16 protein-coding genes are annotated in these 16,108 nt (G+C 69.4%); 8 read left to right on the plus strand and 8 right to left on the minus strand.

All coding sequences use genetic code 11. The annotated features are described in order from the left end of the window. Positions 1-86 precede the first annotated feature (86 nt). The 3 genes from SPR02S_RS42700 (at position 87) to SPR02S_RS42710 (ending at position 3,871) form a co-directional block, all read left to right on the plus strand. Positions 87-545, plus strand: a complete 459-nt coding sequence (locus SPR02S_RS42700; protein ID WP_026151379.1) for an NUDIX hydrolase — start codon at positions 87-89, stop codon at positions 543-545. Between the two features lie 285 nt (positions 546-830). Further along, positions 831-2,606: a TIGR03767 family metallophosphoesterase gene (locus tag SPR02S_RS42705; protein WP_019063179.1), complete on the plus strand. Its 1,776-nt coding sequence runs from the start codon at positions 831-833 to the stop codon at positions 2,604-2,606. A 134-nt stretch (positions 2,607-2,740) separates the two neighbouring features. After that, a complete protein-coding gene (locus SPR02S_RS42710; protein WP_019063180.1) occupies positions 2,741-3,871 on the plus strand; it encodes a serine hydrolase domain-containing protein in 1,131 nt (376 codons plus the stop codon). Here the strand turns inward: SPR02S_RS42710 and SPR02S_RS63605 are convergent. Further along, on the minus strand, positions 3,810-4,301 hold the full coding sequence (locus SPR02S_RS63605) for a hypothetical protein (protein WP_158697970.1): 492 nt from the start codon (positions 4,299-4,301) through the stop codon (positions 3,810-3,812). The two genes, SPR02S_RS42710 and SPR02S_RS63605, sit on opposite strands and share 62 nt — an antisense overlap. Before the next feature lie 110 nt (positions 4,302-4,411). Between SPR02S_RS63605 and SPR02S_RS42720 the strand changes: the two genes are divergently transcribed. Both SPR02S_RS42720 and SPR02S_RS42725 read left to right on the plus strand, forming a co-directional pair. Continuing rightward, positions 4,412-4,780 (plus strand): type II toxin-antitoxin system RelE/ParE family toxin, encoded by a 369-nt coding sequence (locus tag SPR02S_RS42720; RefSeq protein WP_019063182.1) that lies wholly within the window; start codon positions 4,412-4,414, stop codon positions 4,778-4,780. Then, positions 4,777-5,145 (plus strand): helix-turn-helix domain-containing protein, encoded by a 369-nt coding sequence (locus SPR02S_RS42725; protein ID WP_019063183.1) that lies wholly within the window; start codon positions 4,777-4,779, stop codon positions 5,143-5,145. Before SPR02S_RS42720 ends, SPR02S_RS42725 begins: the two co-directional genes overlap by 4 nt. Here the strand turns inward: SPR02S_RS42725 and SPR02S_RS42730 are convergent. Continuing rightward, the gene (locus SPR02S_RS42730) at positions 5,134-5,343 is read right to left on the minus strand and encodes a DUF397 domain-containing protein (RefSeq protein ID WP_019063184.1); all 210 of its coding nucleotides are present in this window, start codon (positions 5,341-5,343) and stop codon (positions 5,134-5,136) included. The genes SPR02S_RS42725 and SPR02S_RS42730 overlap by 12 nt on opposite strands. Before the next feature lie 4 nt (positions 5,344-5,347). Continuing rightward, positions 5,348-6,391, minus strand: coding sequence for a helix-turn-helix domain-containing protein (locus tag SPR02S_RS42735; RefSeq protein WP_306305756.1), 1,044 nt, complete (start codon positions 6,389-6,391; stop codon positions 5,348-5,350). Between the two features lie 82 nt (positions 6,392-6,473). Between SPR02S_RS42735 and SPR02S_RS42740 the strand changes: the two genes are divergently transcribed. Continuing rightward, positions 6,474-6,845, plus strand: coding sequence for an ATP-binding protein (locus SPR02S_RS42740; protein ID WP_245607711.1), 372 nt, complete (start codon positions 6,474-6,476; stop codon positions 6,843-6,845). Positions 6,846-6,999: 154 nt separating this feature from the next. Further along, the gene (locus SPR02S_RS42745) at positions 7,000-8,217 is read left to right on the plus strand and encodes a glycosyltransferase family 4 protein (RefSeq protein WP_019063187.1); all 1,218 of its coding nucleotides are present in this window, start codon (positions 7,000-7,002) and stop codon (positions 8,215-8,217) included. Between the two features lie 87 nt (positions 8,218-8,304). On the opposite strand, the gene SPR02S_RS42750 is transcribed toward SPR02S_RS42745, so the two are convergent. Next, entirely contained in the window at positions 8,305-9,342 is a 1,038-nt protein-coding gene (locus tag SPR02S_RS42750) for a hypothetical protein (RefSeq protein WP_019063188.1), read from the minus strand. 221 nt (positions 9,343-9,563) lie between these two features. Continuing rightward, positions 9,564-12,170 (minus strand): aminopeptidase N, encoded by a 2,607-nt coding sequence (pepN, locus tag SPR02S_RS42755; protein ID WP_019063189.1) that lies wholly within the window; start codon positions 12,168-12,170, stop codon positions 9,564-9,566. Between the two features lie 145 nt (positions 12,171-12,315). Between pepN and SPR02S_RS42760 the strand changes: the two genes are divergently transcribed. Then, complete coding sequence (locus SPR02S_RS42760; RefSeq protein ID WP_019063190.1) at positions 12,316-12,978, plus strand: mycothiol-dependent nitroreductase Rv2466c family protein; 663 nt, start codon at positions 12,316-12,318, stop codon at positions 12,976-12,978. A 60-nt stretch (positions 12,979-13,038) separates the two neighbouring features. Here SPR02S_RS42760 and SPR02S_RS42765 read toward each other — a convergent pair whose 3' ends face one another. From SPR02S_RS42765 to SPR02S_RS42775, 3 genes are all read right to left on the minus strand, one after another. After that, entirely contained in the window at positions 13,039-13,272 is a 234-nt protein-coding gene (locus tag SPR02S_RS42765) for a hypothetical protein (protein ID WP_019063191.1), read from the minus strand. 71 nt (positions 13,273-13,343) lie between these two features. Beyond that, the gene (locus SPR02S_RS42770; protein WP_019063192.1) at positions 13,344-14,765 is read right to left on the minus strand and encodes an FGGY-family carbohydrate kinase; all 1,422 of its coding nucleotides are present in this window, start codon (positions 14,763-14,765) and stop codon (positions 13,344-13,346) included. A gap of 265 nt (positions 14,766-15,030) precedes the next feature. Then, positions 15,031-16,074, minus strand: coding sequence for a 2-hydroxyacid dehydrogenase (locus tag SPR02S_RS42775; RefSeq protein WP_019063193.1), 1,044 nt, complete (start codon positions 16,072-16,074; stop codon positions 15,031-15,033). Positions 16,075-16,108: the final 34 nt, after the last annotated feature.

A 16,108-nucleotide genomic window follows, 5' to 3' on the forward strand; every position in this document is an offset into this window, starting at 1 on the left:
CCGCGTGGGCGCGACCAGCCACAATGGCGCCGCAGCCAAACAACGACACATTGCGGCACTTCCCACAGAGCACTTAACGTCTCCGGGTGCGCCAAAAGCTGAGAGTCGCCGCCTACGCAGTCTGCGTCAGGGACGGACAAATCCTCCTTGCCCGTTCACCGGCCGAGCGCGGCGGATACGAGTGGGTACTCCCCGGCGGCGGCATGGACCACGGCGAGCACCCGAACGACACGGTGGTCCGGGAACTGGAGGAGGAGACCGGCTACCACGTCGAGGTCACCGGTTTCCTCGGCATGGACTCGATCCACCACGTCATTCCGTGGCGCCACCGCCGCAAGGTGGACCAGCACGGCCTCCGGCTCGTCTACGAGGCCAGGATCGTCCGCGGCGAGCTGCGCAACGAGGTCGGCGGATCCACCGACATGGCGGCCTGGCATCCGCTGGACGACGTCCCCGGCCTGACCCGGGTCGGGCTGATCGACATCGCACTGCGGCTGTGGCGCGAGCGGCCGGCAGTCGGACGGGTCGAGCACTCCCCGAAGTAGCCCCGAAGTAGCTCCGAAACAGCTCCGGAATAGCTTCAGTACCCCGGCAGATGAACACGGAGTAGCCGCTTCCAGGCGGCTCGACGAGCGTTCACGAACGCACAGGGGGCGCCAAGATCGACGTACGGTGATCGGCGCTACGCGTTGCCGTCTCGTTTACGCGCAGGTCATCCCCGATGCCAAGCATCCAGTACGAGCGGGAAGTTCGTGACCGCGATCGAAAACCGATCGCCGCGCACCCCCGCGACCACTGCCGACGCAGTTCGTACTCGGGGAGATCGCGCCATGTCGCGCACACGCTCTGTCGCCAGCTCCGCGCTGGGGGTCAACCGCCGTACCGTCCTCGCCGCCACCGCGGCCGTGTCCGTCTCCGCGGGCATCGGTTACGCCCTACGGCCCACCGACAGCCAGGCCGCCACGGGCGAGGCCACCAACGCCACCAACGCCGCCGCCCAGGCACCCGTGGCGGAGTCCCGCAAGGCACCGGCCGCACCCCTGGCCCCGTACACCAAGGGCACCACCCTCGCCACGGTCGCCGCCCCGCGCACCCACTCCGGTTACCGCCGCCTCGGCGACGGCGCCGGCTGGAAGCGCGTCGTGCGCGCCGACCTCGCCGCCGCCAAGTCCGGGCGCGCGGGCCGCCGTACGGCACTCGCGTCGTTCGTGCAGTTCACCGACCTGCACCTGATGGACACCCAGCACCCGCTGCGCCTGGAGTACCTGCGCTCGACCGACAAGCACGCCTGGCGCCCGCACGAGGCGCTGACCGTGCAGGGCGGGATCTCGCTGGTCGAGCGGGTCAACGCGCTGCGCGGCGCCCCGGTGACCGGCTCCCCGCTGCACTTCGTGATGACCACCGGCGACAACACGGACAACAACGCGAAGTCCGAGCTGGAATGGTTCATGAAGATCATGAGCGGCGGCCGGTTCACCCCCAACACCGGTGACCCGCGCCACTACGAGGGCGTCATGAACAGCGGCCTCAAGCTGTACTGGCAGCCCGACTCCACGCTGCGCGACGGCGACAAGCAGGTCGGCTTCCCGCACCTCAAGGGCTTCCTGGCCGCCGCGATCCGCGAGGTCCGCAGCCCCGGCCTCAACCTGCCCTGGTACTCCACGGTCGGCAACCACGACGCGCTCCCGCTCGGCTGCTTCGGCTCGCACGCGGACCCGTACCTCACCGAACTCGCCATCGGCGGCAAGAAGTTGATGACCGCGACCGCGGCCGAGGCGAAGAAGCTCCAGAACTCCATCCGGGACGCCAAGGACCCCAAGGGCACCGGCTACCGCGACTTCCTCAAGGCGCACGCCCGTTCCGCGCGCTCGATCACGCCGGACGAGAAGCGCGCCCCGTACACCTCCGCCGAGTACCTCAAGGCCCACCTCGACCCGGCCTACCAGGGCCTCGGCCCGGTCGGCCACGGCTACTCCTCCGCGAACGTCGACGCGGGCACCCAGTACTACGCGTTCCGCATCGCCGACGACGTGATCGGCATCAGCCTCGACACCACGGACGCGGGCGGCCACTACGAAGGGTCCATCGGGGCAACGCAGTTGAGGTGGCTGGACAAGACACTGCGCGACAACAAGGACTCGTACGCGGTGATCTTCAGCCACCACACCAGCAAGACGATGGACAACACCCGCCCCGACCCCGCGCACCCCACCGAGCGCCGCTACGAGGGCAACGCGGTCGTCGCCCTCCTCGGCAGCCACCCGAACGTGCTGGCCTGGGTCAACGGCCACATCCACCGCAACGTCATCACCCCGCACGCGGCGCCCGACGGCCGCAGCTTCTGGGAGATCTCCACGGCCTCCCACGTCGACTATCCCCAACTCGCCCGTGTCATCGAGCTGGTGGACAACAAGGACGGCACGCTGTCCCTCTTCACCACGCTGATCGAGTCCGCGGCCCCGCACCGCACCGACTTCTCCGACCTCACCCAGACCGGCCTCGGCGCCCTGTACCGCGAACTGTCGTACAACGCACCGGGTTCCAGCACGGTGCTGGGCGGCGACGCGAAGGACCGCAACACGGAGCTGCTCCTCAAGAAGGGCTGACTCTGACAAAGGTCTTTCAGAACGGCTGAAACTCACTCAACTGCCGTACAACCGGGCAACCTTGGCCACACGCCACCGAGTCCCTCCCCTCGACGAAGGGGGAAGACATGGGACTGAGAGTTCGTACGGCACTCATGGCGACGACGGCGTTGACGCTGTCGGTCGTCGCCCTGGTGGGACCCGCGACGGCGGCGGAGCCCACCGGAAAGGGCGAGGACCACACCGCCACCAGCAAGGCCATCCAGGCGGCCGTCGACATCGGCGTACCCGGCGTCACGGCGACGGTGAAGGACGGCCGCAGCACCTGGTCGACGACAGCCGGTGTGGGCAACCTCCGTACCGGCAAGCCGCGTTCGGCCGACGACCGCTACCGGGTGGGCAGCATCACCAAGACGTTCGTGTCGACGGTGATCCTCCAACTGGAGGCGGAGGGACGCCTGTCGCTGGACGACAAGGTGGCGAAATGGCTGCCGGGAGTGGTCGAGGGCAACGGCCACGACGGCACGAAAGTCACCCTGCGCGAGCTCCTGAACCACACGAGCGGCATCTTCAACTACACGGCGGACGACGACTTCGGCACCGCGTACTTCACCAAGGACGGCTTCTTCCAACACCGTTACGACACGAAGAGCGCGGCCGACCTGGTGGCGATCGCGATGACCCACAAGCCGGACTTCGCGCCCGGCACGTCGTGGAACTACTCCAACACGAACTACGTCCTGGCCGGGATGGTGATCCAGAAGGTCACGGGCCACTCGTACGAGACGGAGATCCGCAGCCGCATCATCAACCCCCTCCACCTGAAGGCGACTTCACTCCCAGGCACAAGGGTCACTGTCCCGCAACCCAGCGGCCACGCCTACAGCAAGCTGGCACGAACGCCCACGGGCCCGACGTACGACGTCACGCGCTTGAACCCGACGATCGCCTCCTCGGCAGGCTCACTGATCTCCGACTCCTCCGACCTGGACCGCTTCTACGGCGCGCTGCTGCGGGGCGAGTTGCTGCCGCCGAAGCAGCTGAAGGAGATGAAGACGACGGTGGCGACGGGCGAGGGCGGCGACGCCACGCGCTACGGCCTGGGCCTCGCCGACATCACCCTGCCCTGCGGCGTCCACGTCTGGGGCCACGACGGCGGCATCCACGGTTCGTCGTCGGTGGCGGTGACGACGGCGGACGGTCGCCATTCCCTGGCGTTCAACTTCAACGGGGACTGGTCGGGGGATGCGGGGGCGGTGGTGGTGGGGGAGTTCTGCGGAAAGTGAGGTCTCCGCGCTCGTACCGATTGAGCAGCAGCATGCCGGAGCAACCGATGCAGCAGGCCAGCCCCGCGTACAGCAGGGGCGAGGCCCAGGGCCACACGATTTCGGTGCTGTACCTGTTGTTCCAATGGCACTTCACGGACAGCGGAAAGCTGCCCCGGCTCACGGAGGTGAGGGTGGAGTCCCGCCCCATGTCCATGTACAAGCCGTCGCCGGTCCTGTCCGCACACAGATCGAGCGGATGTGTGAAGGCGAGCCCGTAGTCGGTCCCGGCCCCGTAGGCGGCGATCGCGACCGCACCCCCGATCACCGCCCAACGGGCCAGCCGCGAGGGCTTCTTCCTGGTCACCCACAACCCGTACGGAACCGCCCCGAGGGCGACGAGAAAGACAGTGATCACAGGTGGACCGAAGATCGCGAACATGAACCCCATGCGCTGACGCTACGTTGCGCTGAGGAGGAGGGCGGCTGCGGTAGCTACACGGGGGCCAGGGCGGGAACACCTACCCGCCTCGCTATACAGATTTCTGTATACTTGCGTGCGTGAGTGACCTCTGGCGGATCGAGCCCGAAGTCCGGCAGTGGCTGGAGCTTCTCTCGGATGCGCAGTATGCCAAGGCCGAACGGGCTGCCGACATGCTCGCGGCTCAGCCGACCACTCTGGGGGAGCCGTACTCGCGGCACCTCGGTGGCAAGGTGAGAGAGCTTCGTTTCCTCATGGATGGCAATGCCGTCCGCATCACGTACTGGCTTACTCGGGATCGGCGGATTGTGCTGCTGACGGTCTTCCGTAAGACCAGGCAGCGTGAGGTGGCCGAGGTCGAGCGAGCCCAGCAGATGCAGAAGGTGTGCGAGGCGGAGCATGGATCCGCCGAGCACAGCTACGAGCGGATCGAGGAGGAGCGGCCGTGAACCACTCCGAGTGGAAGACCCGGCGGACCAGGAAGCTCCTGGGCGAGTCCGTCGAGGAGTCGCCGGCCTACGTGGAGGCCGGGTACGCGTTCGCCCTGGGGCAGGCCGTCCACGATCGGCGTACCGAGCTGGGCCTCTCGCAGACCGAGCTGGCTCGCGGGGCGGGGATGACCCAGCCGCAGATCTCCAACATCGAGGGCGGCGACTCCGTACCCACCCTGGCCCTCCTCACCCGGCTGGCCAAGGCGCTGGACGCCTCGCTGACCATTGATCTGGATGGCGACACGTCGGCGTTCGTCTTCACCGCGCACGGTGGGAGCGAGCCGGGTGATGCGCAGCAGGGTGGGCGTTCGTCAGTCGCGTGAGTCCGTCTCGCGGAGTTGGGTGACGAAGGGGGCCCATGCCGTCGCGGGGAGGAGTAGCTCCGGGCCGGTGGGGTTCTTGGAGTCGCGGATGGCGATGCCGGTGGGGATGAGGTGGGCCGCTTCGACGCAGTTCTGGCCCGTGCCGTCGCTGTAGGACGACTTGAACCAGGCGTGCTCGGGTGCGATCTCGGGGTTCATGGTGCTACAGCTCACTTTCCAGTCGATGCAGGAAGTCGGGGGTGTCTTCGGGCGGCAGTGCCGATGCTGTCATGGCGTCGAACCGGCGGATGAAACGGTCGACTTCACGGCGCTTGTCCGAGGTGTGGGTCGCGCCCCAGGCACTGTCGATCTGGACCCTCGGCGGGAGGTCGTCCCCGAGGTTGAGGATCGCGAAGTCGTTCGTCGAGCGGTACCCGGATCTGAACGGCAGGATCTGGATGGCGATGTGGTCCCAGGACGACATCGTCACGAGCTTTTCGAACTGGTCGCGCTGCACTTCGGCACCTCCCACCGGGTAGCGCAGGGCGGCCTCGCCGAGGATGACGCGAAGCTTGACCGGGTCTTCCCTGGTGAGCACTTCCTGGCGTCTCATCCGCAACTCCACGCTACTGCGCACGAATTCGGAGGTGTTCTCCTCGACCGGCTTGTGTGCTTCGAGCAGCGCGCGTGCGTAGGCCTCCGTCTGCAACAGGCCGTACACCAGGGTCGGGTGGTACGCCCTCATGCTGCGTGCCTCCGGCTCAAGCCCCACGAACGTCGGCATCCCGGTCGGCATGGGGAACTGGGTCAGCCAATCCCGTTGCCCCGACTCCCGGTTGAGGTCGGTCAGCGACTCGATGATCTCCTCGTCGGTGACGCCGTACCGGTCCAGCAACTTCCTCAGATCGCCTACGTTCCGGAAGTTCAGCGCACCGGTCTCGATCCTCAGCAGCGTTGCCTCGGAGACTCGCAGTCCCTGCACCGCTTGCTTCCGAGTGAGGCCGCCCCCGCGGTCGCCCAGACCGCAGCTTTCACGTAACTGACGTAGCTGAAGGCCAAGTTCGAGTCGCTGGCCGGTCCGCCCGCGCTTCGCCGCCATGTGCACCATCCCTGTGCCGCTGTACGTGTCGCCTGCTCTCGCGTGCCGAGTGTGGCACGACGTATGCAAGCCGTGCAGGTGCTTGTGCAGATCCGGGCATAGTCCAATTTCAACTTCCCTGAAATTTCTGAGGAGTTTCGATTGCAGCTCGATGTGCAGTCTCGCCACGGTGGTCGGGCACCCCCCCACCCGAAAGGAACCCCCCCATGCCCCCACCCTCCTCACCCCCGACTGGTCGATGAGCTACCCCATGACCCCCCGCAGCGTCCGCCTCGCCCGGCTCCACACCCGCCGCCGCCTCACCCTCTGGAACTGGCCCGGCGACATCGAAGACGCCGTCCTCGTCACCTCCGAGCTCGTCGCCAACGCCGTACGACACGGCAAGGTCCCCGGACACGAGGTCTGGCTACGAGTCGCCGTAGGCGAAGAGAACGCCGCGCTGACGATCGACGTGTCGGACCCCACTCCGGCGTTCCCCGTGGTCACGCAAGCCCCCGGAGCGGAGAACGGCCGGGGACTCCTCGTCGTCGCCGCGCTCTCCGCATCCCTCGATTGGTTTCTGCGGGGAGACATCGGAAAGACGGTTCGCGTCCAGCTCGCCGTAGGCCTCCGTACCAATTGACCCCCGGATAACCAATCGGACCCAGACACGAGACACCCAGTTCATTCGTACGAAATGTCCGTGCCGCCTCATAACGGCTAACCCGCTGTTCACGGGGATGGCTCGATTCATACGCAAGGCGGGTGGTCGTGTGCGCGCTAGACACGAGCTGCACGTGCTGTCGGTCTACGAAGGCTTCTTCTCCGGGGGAGCCCGAATTGTCCACAGCGACGTCGTTCTGGGACTGGTGGAGGGCGGCCAGCACCATACGGTGCTCAGCATCCACGGCGAAGTACACCGAGAAGCAACCCGGCAGGCCATGGAGAACGACGCCTGCTACCAGCAACTGACCGCGGCCGGAGTCGGTGTCTCCACCCTCGGCCGCACCTTCGGCGGCGACCGGGACCCGGACGGGACCGTCACCGGCGGATTCACCGGACCCGAGCTGGCCGACGCGGCCCGCGCCCTCGCGGACGCCGACGTCGTCCTGTCGCTCAAGGAACAGCCGCTCTCCCTGCTCAACCAGGCGGGCCTGCCCCGCCGCCCCGTCGTGGTGTGCCTGCACCGTTCGGACCCCGAACACCAGGGCCCCGCCCTCGACGAACTGAAAACCGCCATCGCCGACGGCAAGGTCGTCGCCGCCGTCTGCTGCGCGGAGTCCACCCGCGACGCCTACCGGGCCGCCGGCATCCCGCCCGAGGTCCTCCACGTCATCCCCAACGGCGTCGACCTGTTCCGCTTCCGGCCCGACCCCGCCCGGCGGCTCGCCCTCCGCGCCTCCCTCGGCATCCCGGACACCGCCCCCGTCGTCGTCTTCGCCGCCCGCTACGCCACCATGAAGAACATCCCGCTCTTCCTCCGCGCCGCCCACGCGTGGCTACGGCGTGAGCCTGCCGGGCATGTGCTCATGTGCGGCACGGGCATGACCGCCGTCGACCAGCCCGCCCTCTCCGCCGACATCGACGACGCCTTCGGGGAGGACCGGGAGCAACTCGCCGATCGGCTCCATCTCCTCGGTGTGCGGCGGGACATGGAGACCGTCTACGCCGGGTCGGACGTCGTCGCGCTGACGTCGTCCTTCGGCGAGGCCGCGCCCCTGTGCCTCATCGAGGGCATGATGTGCGGGGCCGTACCCGTCTCCACCGACATCGGCGACAGCGCGTCCATCGTCGCCGGGCACGGCATCGTCACACCCCCCGACCCGGACGCCATCGCGTCGGCCTGGACCGAGGCGGTCGTCGGCCGCGCGGAGTTCGCCAAGGCCCACGCCCGCAGCCGCGAACGCTTCAGCCGTACGCGCATGATCGCCTCCTACGCCGCCCTCATCGACGGCCTGCACGCGGGACACACGACGACGAGCGCCGCCCCGCCGCCGTTGCCCGAGCCCCTGTAGAACACCCAACGGACGGCACATGTGAGGAGGGGCCACCGACCCCCAGTGGCCCCTCCTCTCCCCTCCTGATCCCGCCCCGGTCCGTCACTACCGGGGCAGCACCACGACATACGCGGCCGGATCGCGGTCCGCCGACGCCATCAGCGCCGTACGGACCACCGCCGCCTGCTGCTCCATCGCGTCCCGGAGCTTCTTCGGGGTGATGTGGACGACCGTGATGCCCAGCCGCTCCAGGTGCTCGCGCTTGCGGGCGTACTCCGACCACAGCGCGTCCTCGTCCTGGCGCGGGGCGCGGGTGTCCAGTTCTACGGCGACTGCCTGTTCCGGCCAGTACGCGTCCAGGCCGCCCAGGTGCGGGCCGCCGGGCAGCCGCAGGTCGACGTTCCACACCGGGTCGGGGAGGCCGTGCTCGCTCACCATCCGGTAGAGGCGGTCCTCCGCGATCGCGCGGCCCTCGGCCAGCAGCGAGTCCACCGCGTCCACCACGTGCGGGCGGCTCAGCAGCTTGGCGTTGTTCAACTCCCGTACCACCGCGGCCGGTTCGCAGTGACCGCCGCGTACCGCCTCGGTCAGCAGCCCGCGTACCGCGTTCGCGTCCGACAGCTCGGCCACCGCGTCCGCGAGGGCCCGCGGCACCGGGGCGACCGGTACGCCCTTCACCTGCTGCGGGGTCGGGAGCGCCGCCGTGCGGACGATGTGGGCGCAGCCCGTCGAGCGCAGTCGGCGCATGCGGGGGACCAGGACGTCGATCTGCTTGAGCGAGGCCAACTCCGGTGCGGACGTGAAGCCGTGCAGGGTCAGTGCCGCAAGGCCCGTGACCATCGTCTCCGTGTACGTCGGGCGGTGCGGGCCCTCCGCGCCGGGCTGGACCGGGACCCCCGCCGTCCGCTCCCGCGCCGCGTACACCAGCACCGCGTGCAGCCGCTCCTCGCCGGTGGGCGGGCCGGAGTGCAACAGGACGACGCCGGGGAGGAGTTGCTGCCACGGCCCGTCGGGACGGCACTGCTCGTTCACCTCGGCGGCCGGGACACCGTGCGCCCGGAGCTGAGCCGTCGTCAGCACGCGGCGGTGCACCTCGGAGAGGTGGCTGAGGGGGCGGGGGGAGAGCGGGGTGTTGTGGTTCATGCAACGGGGTTTCCCGCGCCGGATCCGCTCCCTAACCGCTGTTACACGCCCGTCGAAGAATCCGGACAACGCGGTACTAAAGGACGGGCGTTCGGATGCCGAGTAGGCACCGAAAACCCCTGGTCCGGATGGGGTGGACCAGGGGTTACGGCTGCGATTACCTGTATTCAGTAACGGTCACGCAGAGGCCAATCGCAGGCCAAGGCTCAGCGGCTCAACGGTCAACCGTGAGAACTGTCGGACCCCCGCCCCTCGTTGTCCGCCGCCTGCGCCCGCAGCGCCCGCGCCAGGTCGTCCCGCGACTCCAGCACCAGCCTCCGCAGCGCCGGTGCCGCCCCCTCGTGGGACGTCAGCCACGCGTCCGTCGCGTCCAGCGTCGCCTGCGCGTCCTCGGCGGCCGGGAACGCCGGGAACAGCCCCCGCACCACATCCACGCCGATCTGGATCGACCGCTCCGACCACACCCGCTCGATCGCCGCGAAGTACTTCTCCGTGTACGGCGCGAGCAACTCCCGCTGCGACGGCTGCACAAACCCCGCGATCGTCGCCTCGACCAACGCGTTGGACAGCGCGTCCGACTCCACGACCTGCGCCCACGCCTGCGCCTTGACGGCCGCCGAGGGCCGGGCGGCGAGACAGCGCACCTGGTGACGCTTGCCGGACGCGGTGTCGTCCCGGGCCAGTTCGGCGGCTACGACGGCCTCGTCGGCGGCGCCGTGCGCGGTCAGCGGCTCCAGGAACGCCCAGCGCAGCTCCTGGTCGACGGCAAGGCCCTCGATCTTCTCCGTACCGTCCAACAGGGCGTGCAGCAGGGCGAGTTCCTCCGGCGCCGACGCCACCGACGCGAAGAACCGCGCCCACGCCAGCTGCTGCTCGCTGCCCGGCTCGGCGTCCCGCAGATCCCGCAGCGCGATGTGCGCCAGGATCTTCGCGCCGGTCTCGCGCCACCACGGCGGCGAGTAGTTGACCAGCGCGGAGTTGGCCCAGGCGTGCAGCACCTGGAGGACACCGATGTCGGTCTCCCGGCGCCCGAACCGCGCCACCAGGTCGATGAAGTCGGGTGCGAGCAGCAGCGCGTCCCGCGTCATGTTCCACAGCGCCGACCAGCACAGGGCGCGCGCCATCGGGTCGGTGAGCGTGCCGAGTCGCTCCCGCAGGGTCGCCAACGACACAGCGTCGAAGCGGGTCTTGGCGTACGTGAGGTCCTCGTCGTTGACCAGCACCAGCTCCGGCGCGTCCGCACCGGCCAGTTCGATCACGACCGTGCGCGGACCGTCGACGTCCACCTCGGCCCGCTCGTACCGCACGAGACGGCCGCCCTCCGTCCGGTAGAGGCCGACGACCACCCGGTGCGGGCGCAGTTCGGGATGCGACTCGGCCGCCTCCTGAAGCACCGTCAGCTCCGCGACACGGCCGCCCTCCACGTCCAACACCACTTGCGGGGTGAGGGAGTTGACCCCGGCCGTCTGCAGCCACGACCGCGACCAGGACGCCATGTCCCGCCCGCTCGTCTCCTCCAGCACCGAGAGCAGGTCACCGAGGCGCGTGTTGCCGTACGCGTTCCGCTTGAAGTAGCGCCGCGCGCCCTCGAGGAACGCGTCCTGGCCGACGTACGCCACCAACTGCTTCAGTACGGAAGCCCCCTTGGCGTACGTGATGCCGTCGAAGTTGAGCTTCGCGTCCTGGAGGTCGCGGATGTCGGCGGTGATCGGGTGCGTGGAGGGAAGCTGGTCCGCGCGGTACGCCCACGCCTTGCGGCGGTTGGCGAAGCTGATCCAGGCGTCGGAGAAGCGGGTCGCGCCGACGCTCGCGAACACCCCCATGAAGTCGGCGAACGACTCCTTCAGCCACAGGTCGTCCCACCACTCCATGGTGACGAGGTCGCCGAACCACATGTGCGCCATCTCGTGCAGGATCGTGTTCGCCCGCCCCGCGTACGAGGCCTGCGTCACCTTCCCCCGGAAGATGTACTCCTCGCGGAAGGTGACAAGCCCCGGGTTCTCCATCGCACCGAGGTTGTACTCCGGCACGAACGCCTGGTCGTACTTCCCGAACGGGTACGGGTAGTCGAAGTGGTCGTGGAAGAAGTCCAGCCCCTGCTTCGTCACCAGGAACACGTCGTCGGAGTCGAAGTACGGCGCCAGCCCCTTGCGGCACATCGCGCCGAGCGGGATCTCCAGCGTCGTACCGTCCTCGAAGGTACGGGAGTAGGAGTCCGTGACGTAGTGGTACGGGCCCGCCAGGAACGCCGTGATGTACGTCGAGATCGGCTTCGTCTCCGCGAACTTCCATACGCCGTCGGTCAGTTCACCGACCCCGTTGCTCCACACCGTCCAGCCCTCGGGCGCCCGCACCTCGGCGCGGAACGGCGCCTTCAGGTCCGGCTGCTCGAAGTTGGCGAAGACCCGGCGCGCGTCGGCCGGCTCGTACTGGGTGTAGAGGTAGATCTCGCCGTCCTCGGGATCGACGAAGCGGTGCATACCCTCGCCGGTACGGGAGTACGCGCACCGCGCGTCGACGATCAGCTCGTTCTCGGCGGCCAGGTCCTCCAACTGGATGCGCGTGCCGTCGAAGACCGCGCCCGGGTCGAGGTCCTTGCCGTTGAGCGACAAGGCGGTCACGGCCGGTGCGATCAGGTCCGCGAAGCTCGCCGCGCCCGGCTCGGCGCAGCGGAACCGGATCGTGGTCACCGACCGGAACGTCCGCGGCCCCTCCCCGGCATCGTCACCGACCGCCGAACGCAGGTCGAGGGACACGTCGTACCCGTCGACGGACAGCAGGGCGGCCCGCTCACGGGCCTCGTCGCGGGTCAGATTCTCACCGGGCACGGAGCAGCTCCCTCGAATGATGTCGACTGGTGTTCGATATGCGGTCAGGGTCGATCCTGCCATGTGCCCCTGACCGCAGGTACCCGGGAATGAGGTGGCGAAGGAAGGTGTTGCGGTGGGGAAAGGCCGTATTCCGAGGAGAGTCATGTCCGAGACCGCGACCACGCCCGCAAAGACGCCCGTGGACTTCTGGTTCGACCCGCTGTGCCCCTGGGCCTGGATGACCTCCCGGTGGGTGCTGGAAGTGGAGAAGGTCCGCGACATCGAGGTCCGCTGGCACATCATGAGCCTGGCCGTGCTCAACGAGCCCAAGCTCGACGAGCTGCCCGAGGAGTACCGCGAGCTGCTGTCCACCAAGGCCTGGGCCCCGATCCGCGTGGTCACCGCCGTCTGGCAGAAGCACGGCGCGGACGCCCTCGGCCCGTTCTACACCGCGCTCGGCACCCGCATCCACAACAACGGCGAGGGCCCGACCGTCGAGGCCATCGCCGGCGCGCTCGCGGACGTCGGCCTGCCCGCCGACCTGATCGACTACGCCGGCCAGGAGGACTTCGAGTTCGACGCCGAGCTGCGCGCCTCCCACAAGGAGGGCATCGACAAGGTCGGCCAGGACGTAGGCACCCCCGTCATCGCCGTCCCCGGCCCCGACGGCGAGCAGATCGCCTTCTTCGGCCCGGTCGTCACCCCCGCCCCCAAGGGCGAGGAGGCCGCCCGCCTCTGGGACGGCACGGTCGCGGTCGCCTCGGTCCCCGGTTTCTACGAGATCAAGCGCAGCCGCACGAAGGGCCCGGACTTCAGCAACCTGTAAGCACGGCAACCTGTAAGCACGGCAACCTGTAAGCACGGCAACCTGTAAGCACTGCGGTGCTCACTCCGGGGCGGCGGCCTTCTCCTCACGGAACTTCTCGGGGAGATCGCCGCCGCCTCGCGCGTTGTACGCCGGCTGGTACCGCACACAGCCCTTGACGGCGCAGCGCCACAGATCGCCCACGTAGTGCCGGGGCCCCTTCTCCGCACGGACGGCTGCCTTCTCGCCGGCGGCCATCATCTGGAAGTCCTGCCACCCGAGACAGTTCGGGCACCACCGTCGAAGCACCGTCATGAACTCCTCCTCGCCACGCACCACGGCCAGGCCGGTAGTACACCGCGAATCGCGGGCGCCCGCCCCCGAAATCACCGGCTCCGGTGGCGCGCGGCCGCCAGCCGCGCCAGATGGTCCTCGAACCCCTTGGCGTAGAACGCGGCCCGCCCCGCATCCGGCTCCACGACCTCCGTCGGCCGCGTCCAGACCCCCGCGTCCAGCGGAACCCCGTACCGCTCCGCCGCCGCGAGCACCGCACCCCGCGCACCCACCTCACCCTCGACCACCCGCAACGGCCGCCCCAGCACATCCGCGAGCAGCCGCATCCAGGCCGGGCTGCGCGTACCCCCGCCACACACGGCCAGCGACCCCGTCAGCCCCGCCGCCTCCAGACAGTGCCGGGCCGCGTAACCGATCCCCTCGCAGGTCGCCCGGATCAGATCGGCGGGCGTCGACTCCAGGGAGACACCGGTGAGTTCGGCGCGGAGCCGGGGCTCGACGAAGGGCGCGCGTTCACCGGACGGCGCGAAATACGGCAGCACCCGCACCCCGTTCGCGCCCGGCGGGGTCGCCGCGAGCAGCCCGTCCACCTCCTCGTGCCGGACACCCGTCGTCGACAGCACCCAGTCGAGCGCCGCCGTACCGACCATCGCCGGCATGGCCCGCAGCCAGTGCCCCGGCCGGTCCAGGGAGATGTACAACCCGGCCGGTTCACCGCTCAGGTCCAGCTCCGTGGTCGCGACGAGACTGGCGAGACAGGTCCCGACGATCAGCAGCCCGTCCCCCGGTTCGGTCACCCCCGCGCCGAGCGCGCAGGCGGGCAGGTCGTACGGCCCGTTCGCGATCCGGGTGCCCACCGGCAGCCCCTCGCCGCGCGTCTCGGCCGTGGCGACCGGATCGCTGACCGGCGCCAGCAGCCCGCGCCGCCGGGTCAACCCGAGCAGCTCGACGACACCGTTGTCGTACGACCGCGTCCGGGGGTCGAGGAACGGCATCGACGCGTCCGAGACATCGGTGGTCGCCCGCGCCCCCGTCAGCCGCTGGAACACCATGTCCTTGCAGTACAGGGCGGCCGCCGCCGCGTCCAGAGCCTTCGGCTCGTGCGCCGCGAGCCACGCCAGCAACGGCCCCGGACACCCCGGGAACATCGCGCTCCCCGTCCGCCGGAACACCGTCTCGAAGGTCCCGTCCGCCAGCCACCGGTCGAGCAGTTCATGCGCCCGCCCGTCCATCCAGGACGCCGCCGCCCGCACCGGCCGCCCCTCCGCGTCCACCAGCCACACCCCGTCACCCTGCCCGGTGAGCCCGGCGAGCTCGAACGGTCCGTCCACTTCCGCGGTGAGTTCCTCCAGTACGGCGACGACCGCGCCGTAGACCTCGTCCATGTCCTGCTCGACGAACCCACCGTGCATCGACAACCCCACGGGCCTTGCGGCTACGGCGAGTTCACGCCCGGAGCCGTCGAAGGCGGCGGCCTTCACGGTGGACGTGCCGACATCGATTCCGACGTACATGGGGGGCCTCCTGGGGGTGGGTGATGTGGAGTGGGGTGGAGGTGGGTCGGTGTTGGGTGGTGTCGCGTAGGTGGGCCTGTGTTGTCAACGCACCCACGCGCGCACCTCTTTTGGTTCGGTCGCCTCCGGGGCGCTGGAAGCCGGTGTCGAGAGCACGACCGTGCTCGACGCTTCGCGCCTCCGCGCGCTCGCACTCTCGACACCGGCGCGCCCCTACGGCTCCCTCTCGGCCGTCCACGTGGGGACAGTGGAACTTGGTGGGCCCTCACCCGAGTTGGTGTGACAAGCGCTCACCTCGCGCCCACCGTCCCACCTCCGCCGCCGCTATCCGTGCCGCCTTCTCGGCCACGGCCCGGGACGCACCCCCGAGGTGGGGGGTGAGGACCACCCGGTCGGCGAAGCCGAACAGCCGTGCCCCGGCGGGCAACGGCTCGCGCGCGTAGGTATCCAGCGCGGCAGCGGACACCTGCCCGCTCTCCAACGCGTCGCACAACGCCTCCTCGTCCAGCAACGGACCCCGCGCCACATTCACCACCACCGCACCGGGCCGCAGCAGCGCCAGCTCGCGGGCGCCGATGAGACCACGTGTCTCGGGGGTCAACCGGGCGTGCAGCGTGATGACTTGGGAACGCCGGAGGAGTTCGTCCAGCGTCCCGACCCGCAGCCCGTGGATCTCACCGTGCACATACGGGTCGTACACCATCACGCGCGCCCCGAACGCGCAGAGCACCCGCGCCACCCGGCTGCCGACCGCCCCGTACCCGACCAGCCCGACCGGCAGATCCTCCAGCTCCAACCCGCTGTGCTCGTACGTGTAGTAGGCGGCACCGGACTCCCAACTCCCTTGCCCGGCAAGGAGTTCATGCGCCTGCGGGATACGGCGGAGCGCGGCCAGCAGCATGCCCACGGTGAACTCGGCGGTCGCGGCGGCGTTGCGGCCGGGCGCGAAGCACACCCGTACGTCGTGGGTCTTCGCCGCGTCCAGGTTGACGTTGACGGGTCCGCCCCGGCACACGACGACCAACCGGAGATCCGGGCAGGCATCCAGCACGCGCTCCGTCACCGGGCCCATCTGGGTGACCAGCACCTGACCGCCACCGTTGCTCCGCAGGGCCTCGATCAACTCGTCCTCGGCATCACTCGCCTCCTCCACCTCGGCGACGGGCCCGAAGGGTTCCAATGGCCAGCCGAGCTTCAACTCGGTGCTACTGAAGGGGTGTTCGCGCAGTTCCTCGGCGATCGCGGACGTGATCAGCGACGGCAGGACGAAATGGTCACCGGCGGCGACGACACGCAGGGTCTCGGTCATCGTGGGGCTCCCTCCCTCTCCGCCACGATGAACG

The sequence above is a fragment of the Streptomyces prunicolor NBRC 13075 genome, assembly GCF_000367365.1.
Classification (GTDB): Bacteria; Actinomycetota; Actinomycetes; order Streptomycetales; family Streptomycetaceae; genus Streptomyces; species Streptomyces prunicolor.

Coding starts and splice junctions, on each gene's coding strand:
- SPR02S_RS42705 (WP_019063179.1), top strand. CDS start 831: ATGTCGCGCACACGCTCTGTCGCCAGCTCCGCGCTGGGGGTCAACCGC.
- SPR02S_RS42710 (WP_019063180.1), top strand. CDS start 2,741: ATGGCGACGACGGCGTTGACGCTGTCGGTCGTCGCCCTGGTGGGACCC.
- SPR02S_RS63605 (WP_158697970.1), bottom strand. CDS start 4,301: ATGGGGTTCATGTTCGCGATCTTCGGTCCACCTGTGATCACTGTCTTT.
- SPR02S_RS42730 (WP_019063184.1), bottom strand. CDS start 5,343: ATGAACCCCGAGATCGCACCCGAGCACGCCTGGTTCAAGTCGTCCTAC.
- SPR02S_RS42740 (WP_245607711.1), top strand. CDS start 6,474: ATGACCCCCCGCAGCGTCCGCCTCGCCCGGCTCCACACCCGCCGCCGC.
- SPR02S_RS42750 (WP_019063188.1), bottom strand. CDS start 9,342: ATGAACCACAACACCCCGCTCTCCCCCCGCCCCCTCAGCCACCTCTCC.
- SPR02S_RS42760 (WP_019063190.1), top strand. CDS start 12,316: ATGTCCGAGACCGCGACCACGCCCGCAAAGACGCCCGTGGACTTCTGG.
- SPR02S_RS42765 (WP_019063191.1), bottom strand. CDS start 13,272: ATGACGGTGCTTCGACGGTGGTGCCCGAACTGTCTCGGGTGGCAGGAC.
- SPR02S_RS42770 (WP_019063192.1), bottom strand. CDS start 14,765: ATGTACGTCGGAATCGATGTCGGCACGTCCACCGTGAAGGCCGCCGCC.
- SPR02S_RS42775 (WP_019063193.1), bottom strand. CDS start 16,074: ATGACCGAGACCCTGCGTGTCGTCGCCGCCGGTGACCATTTCGTCCTG.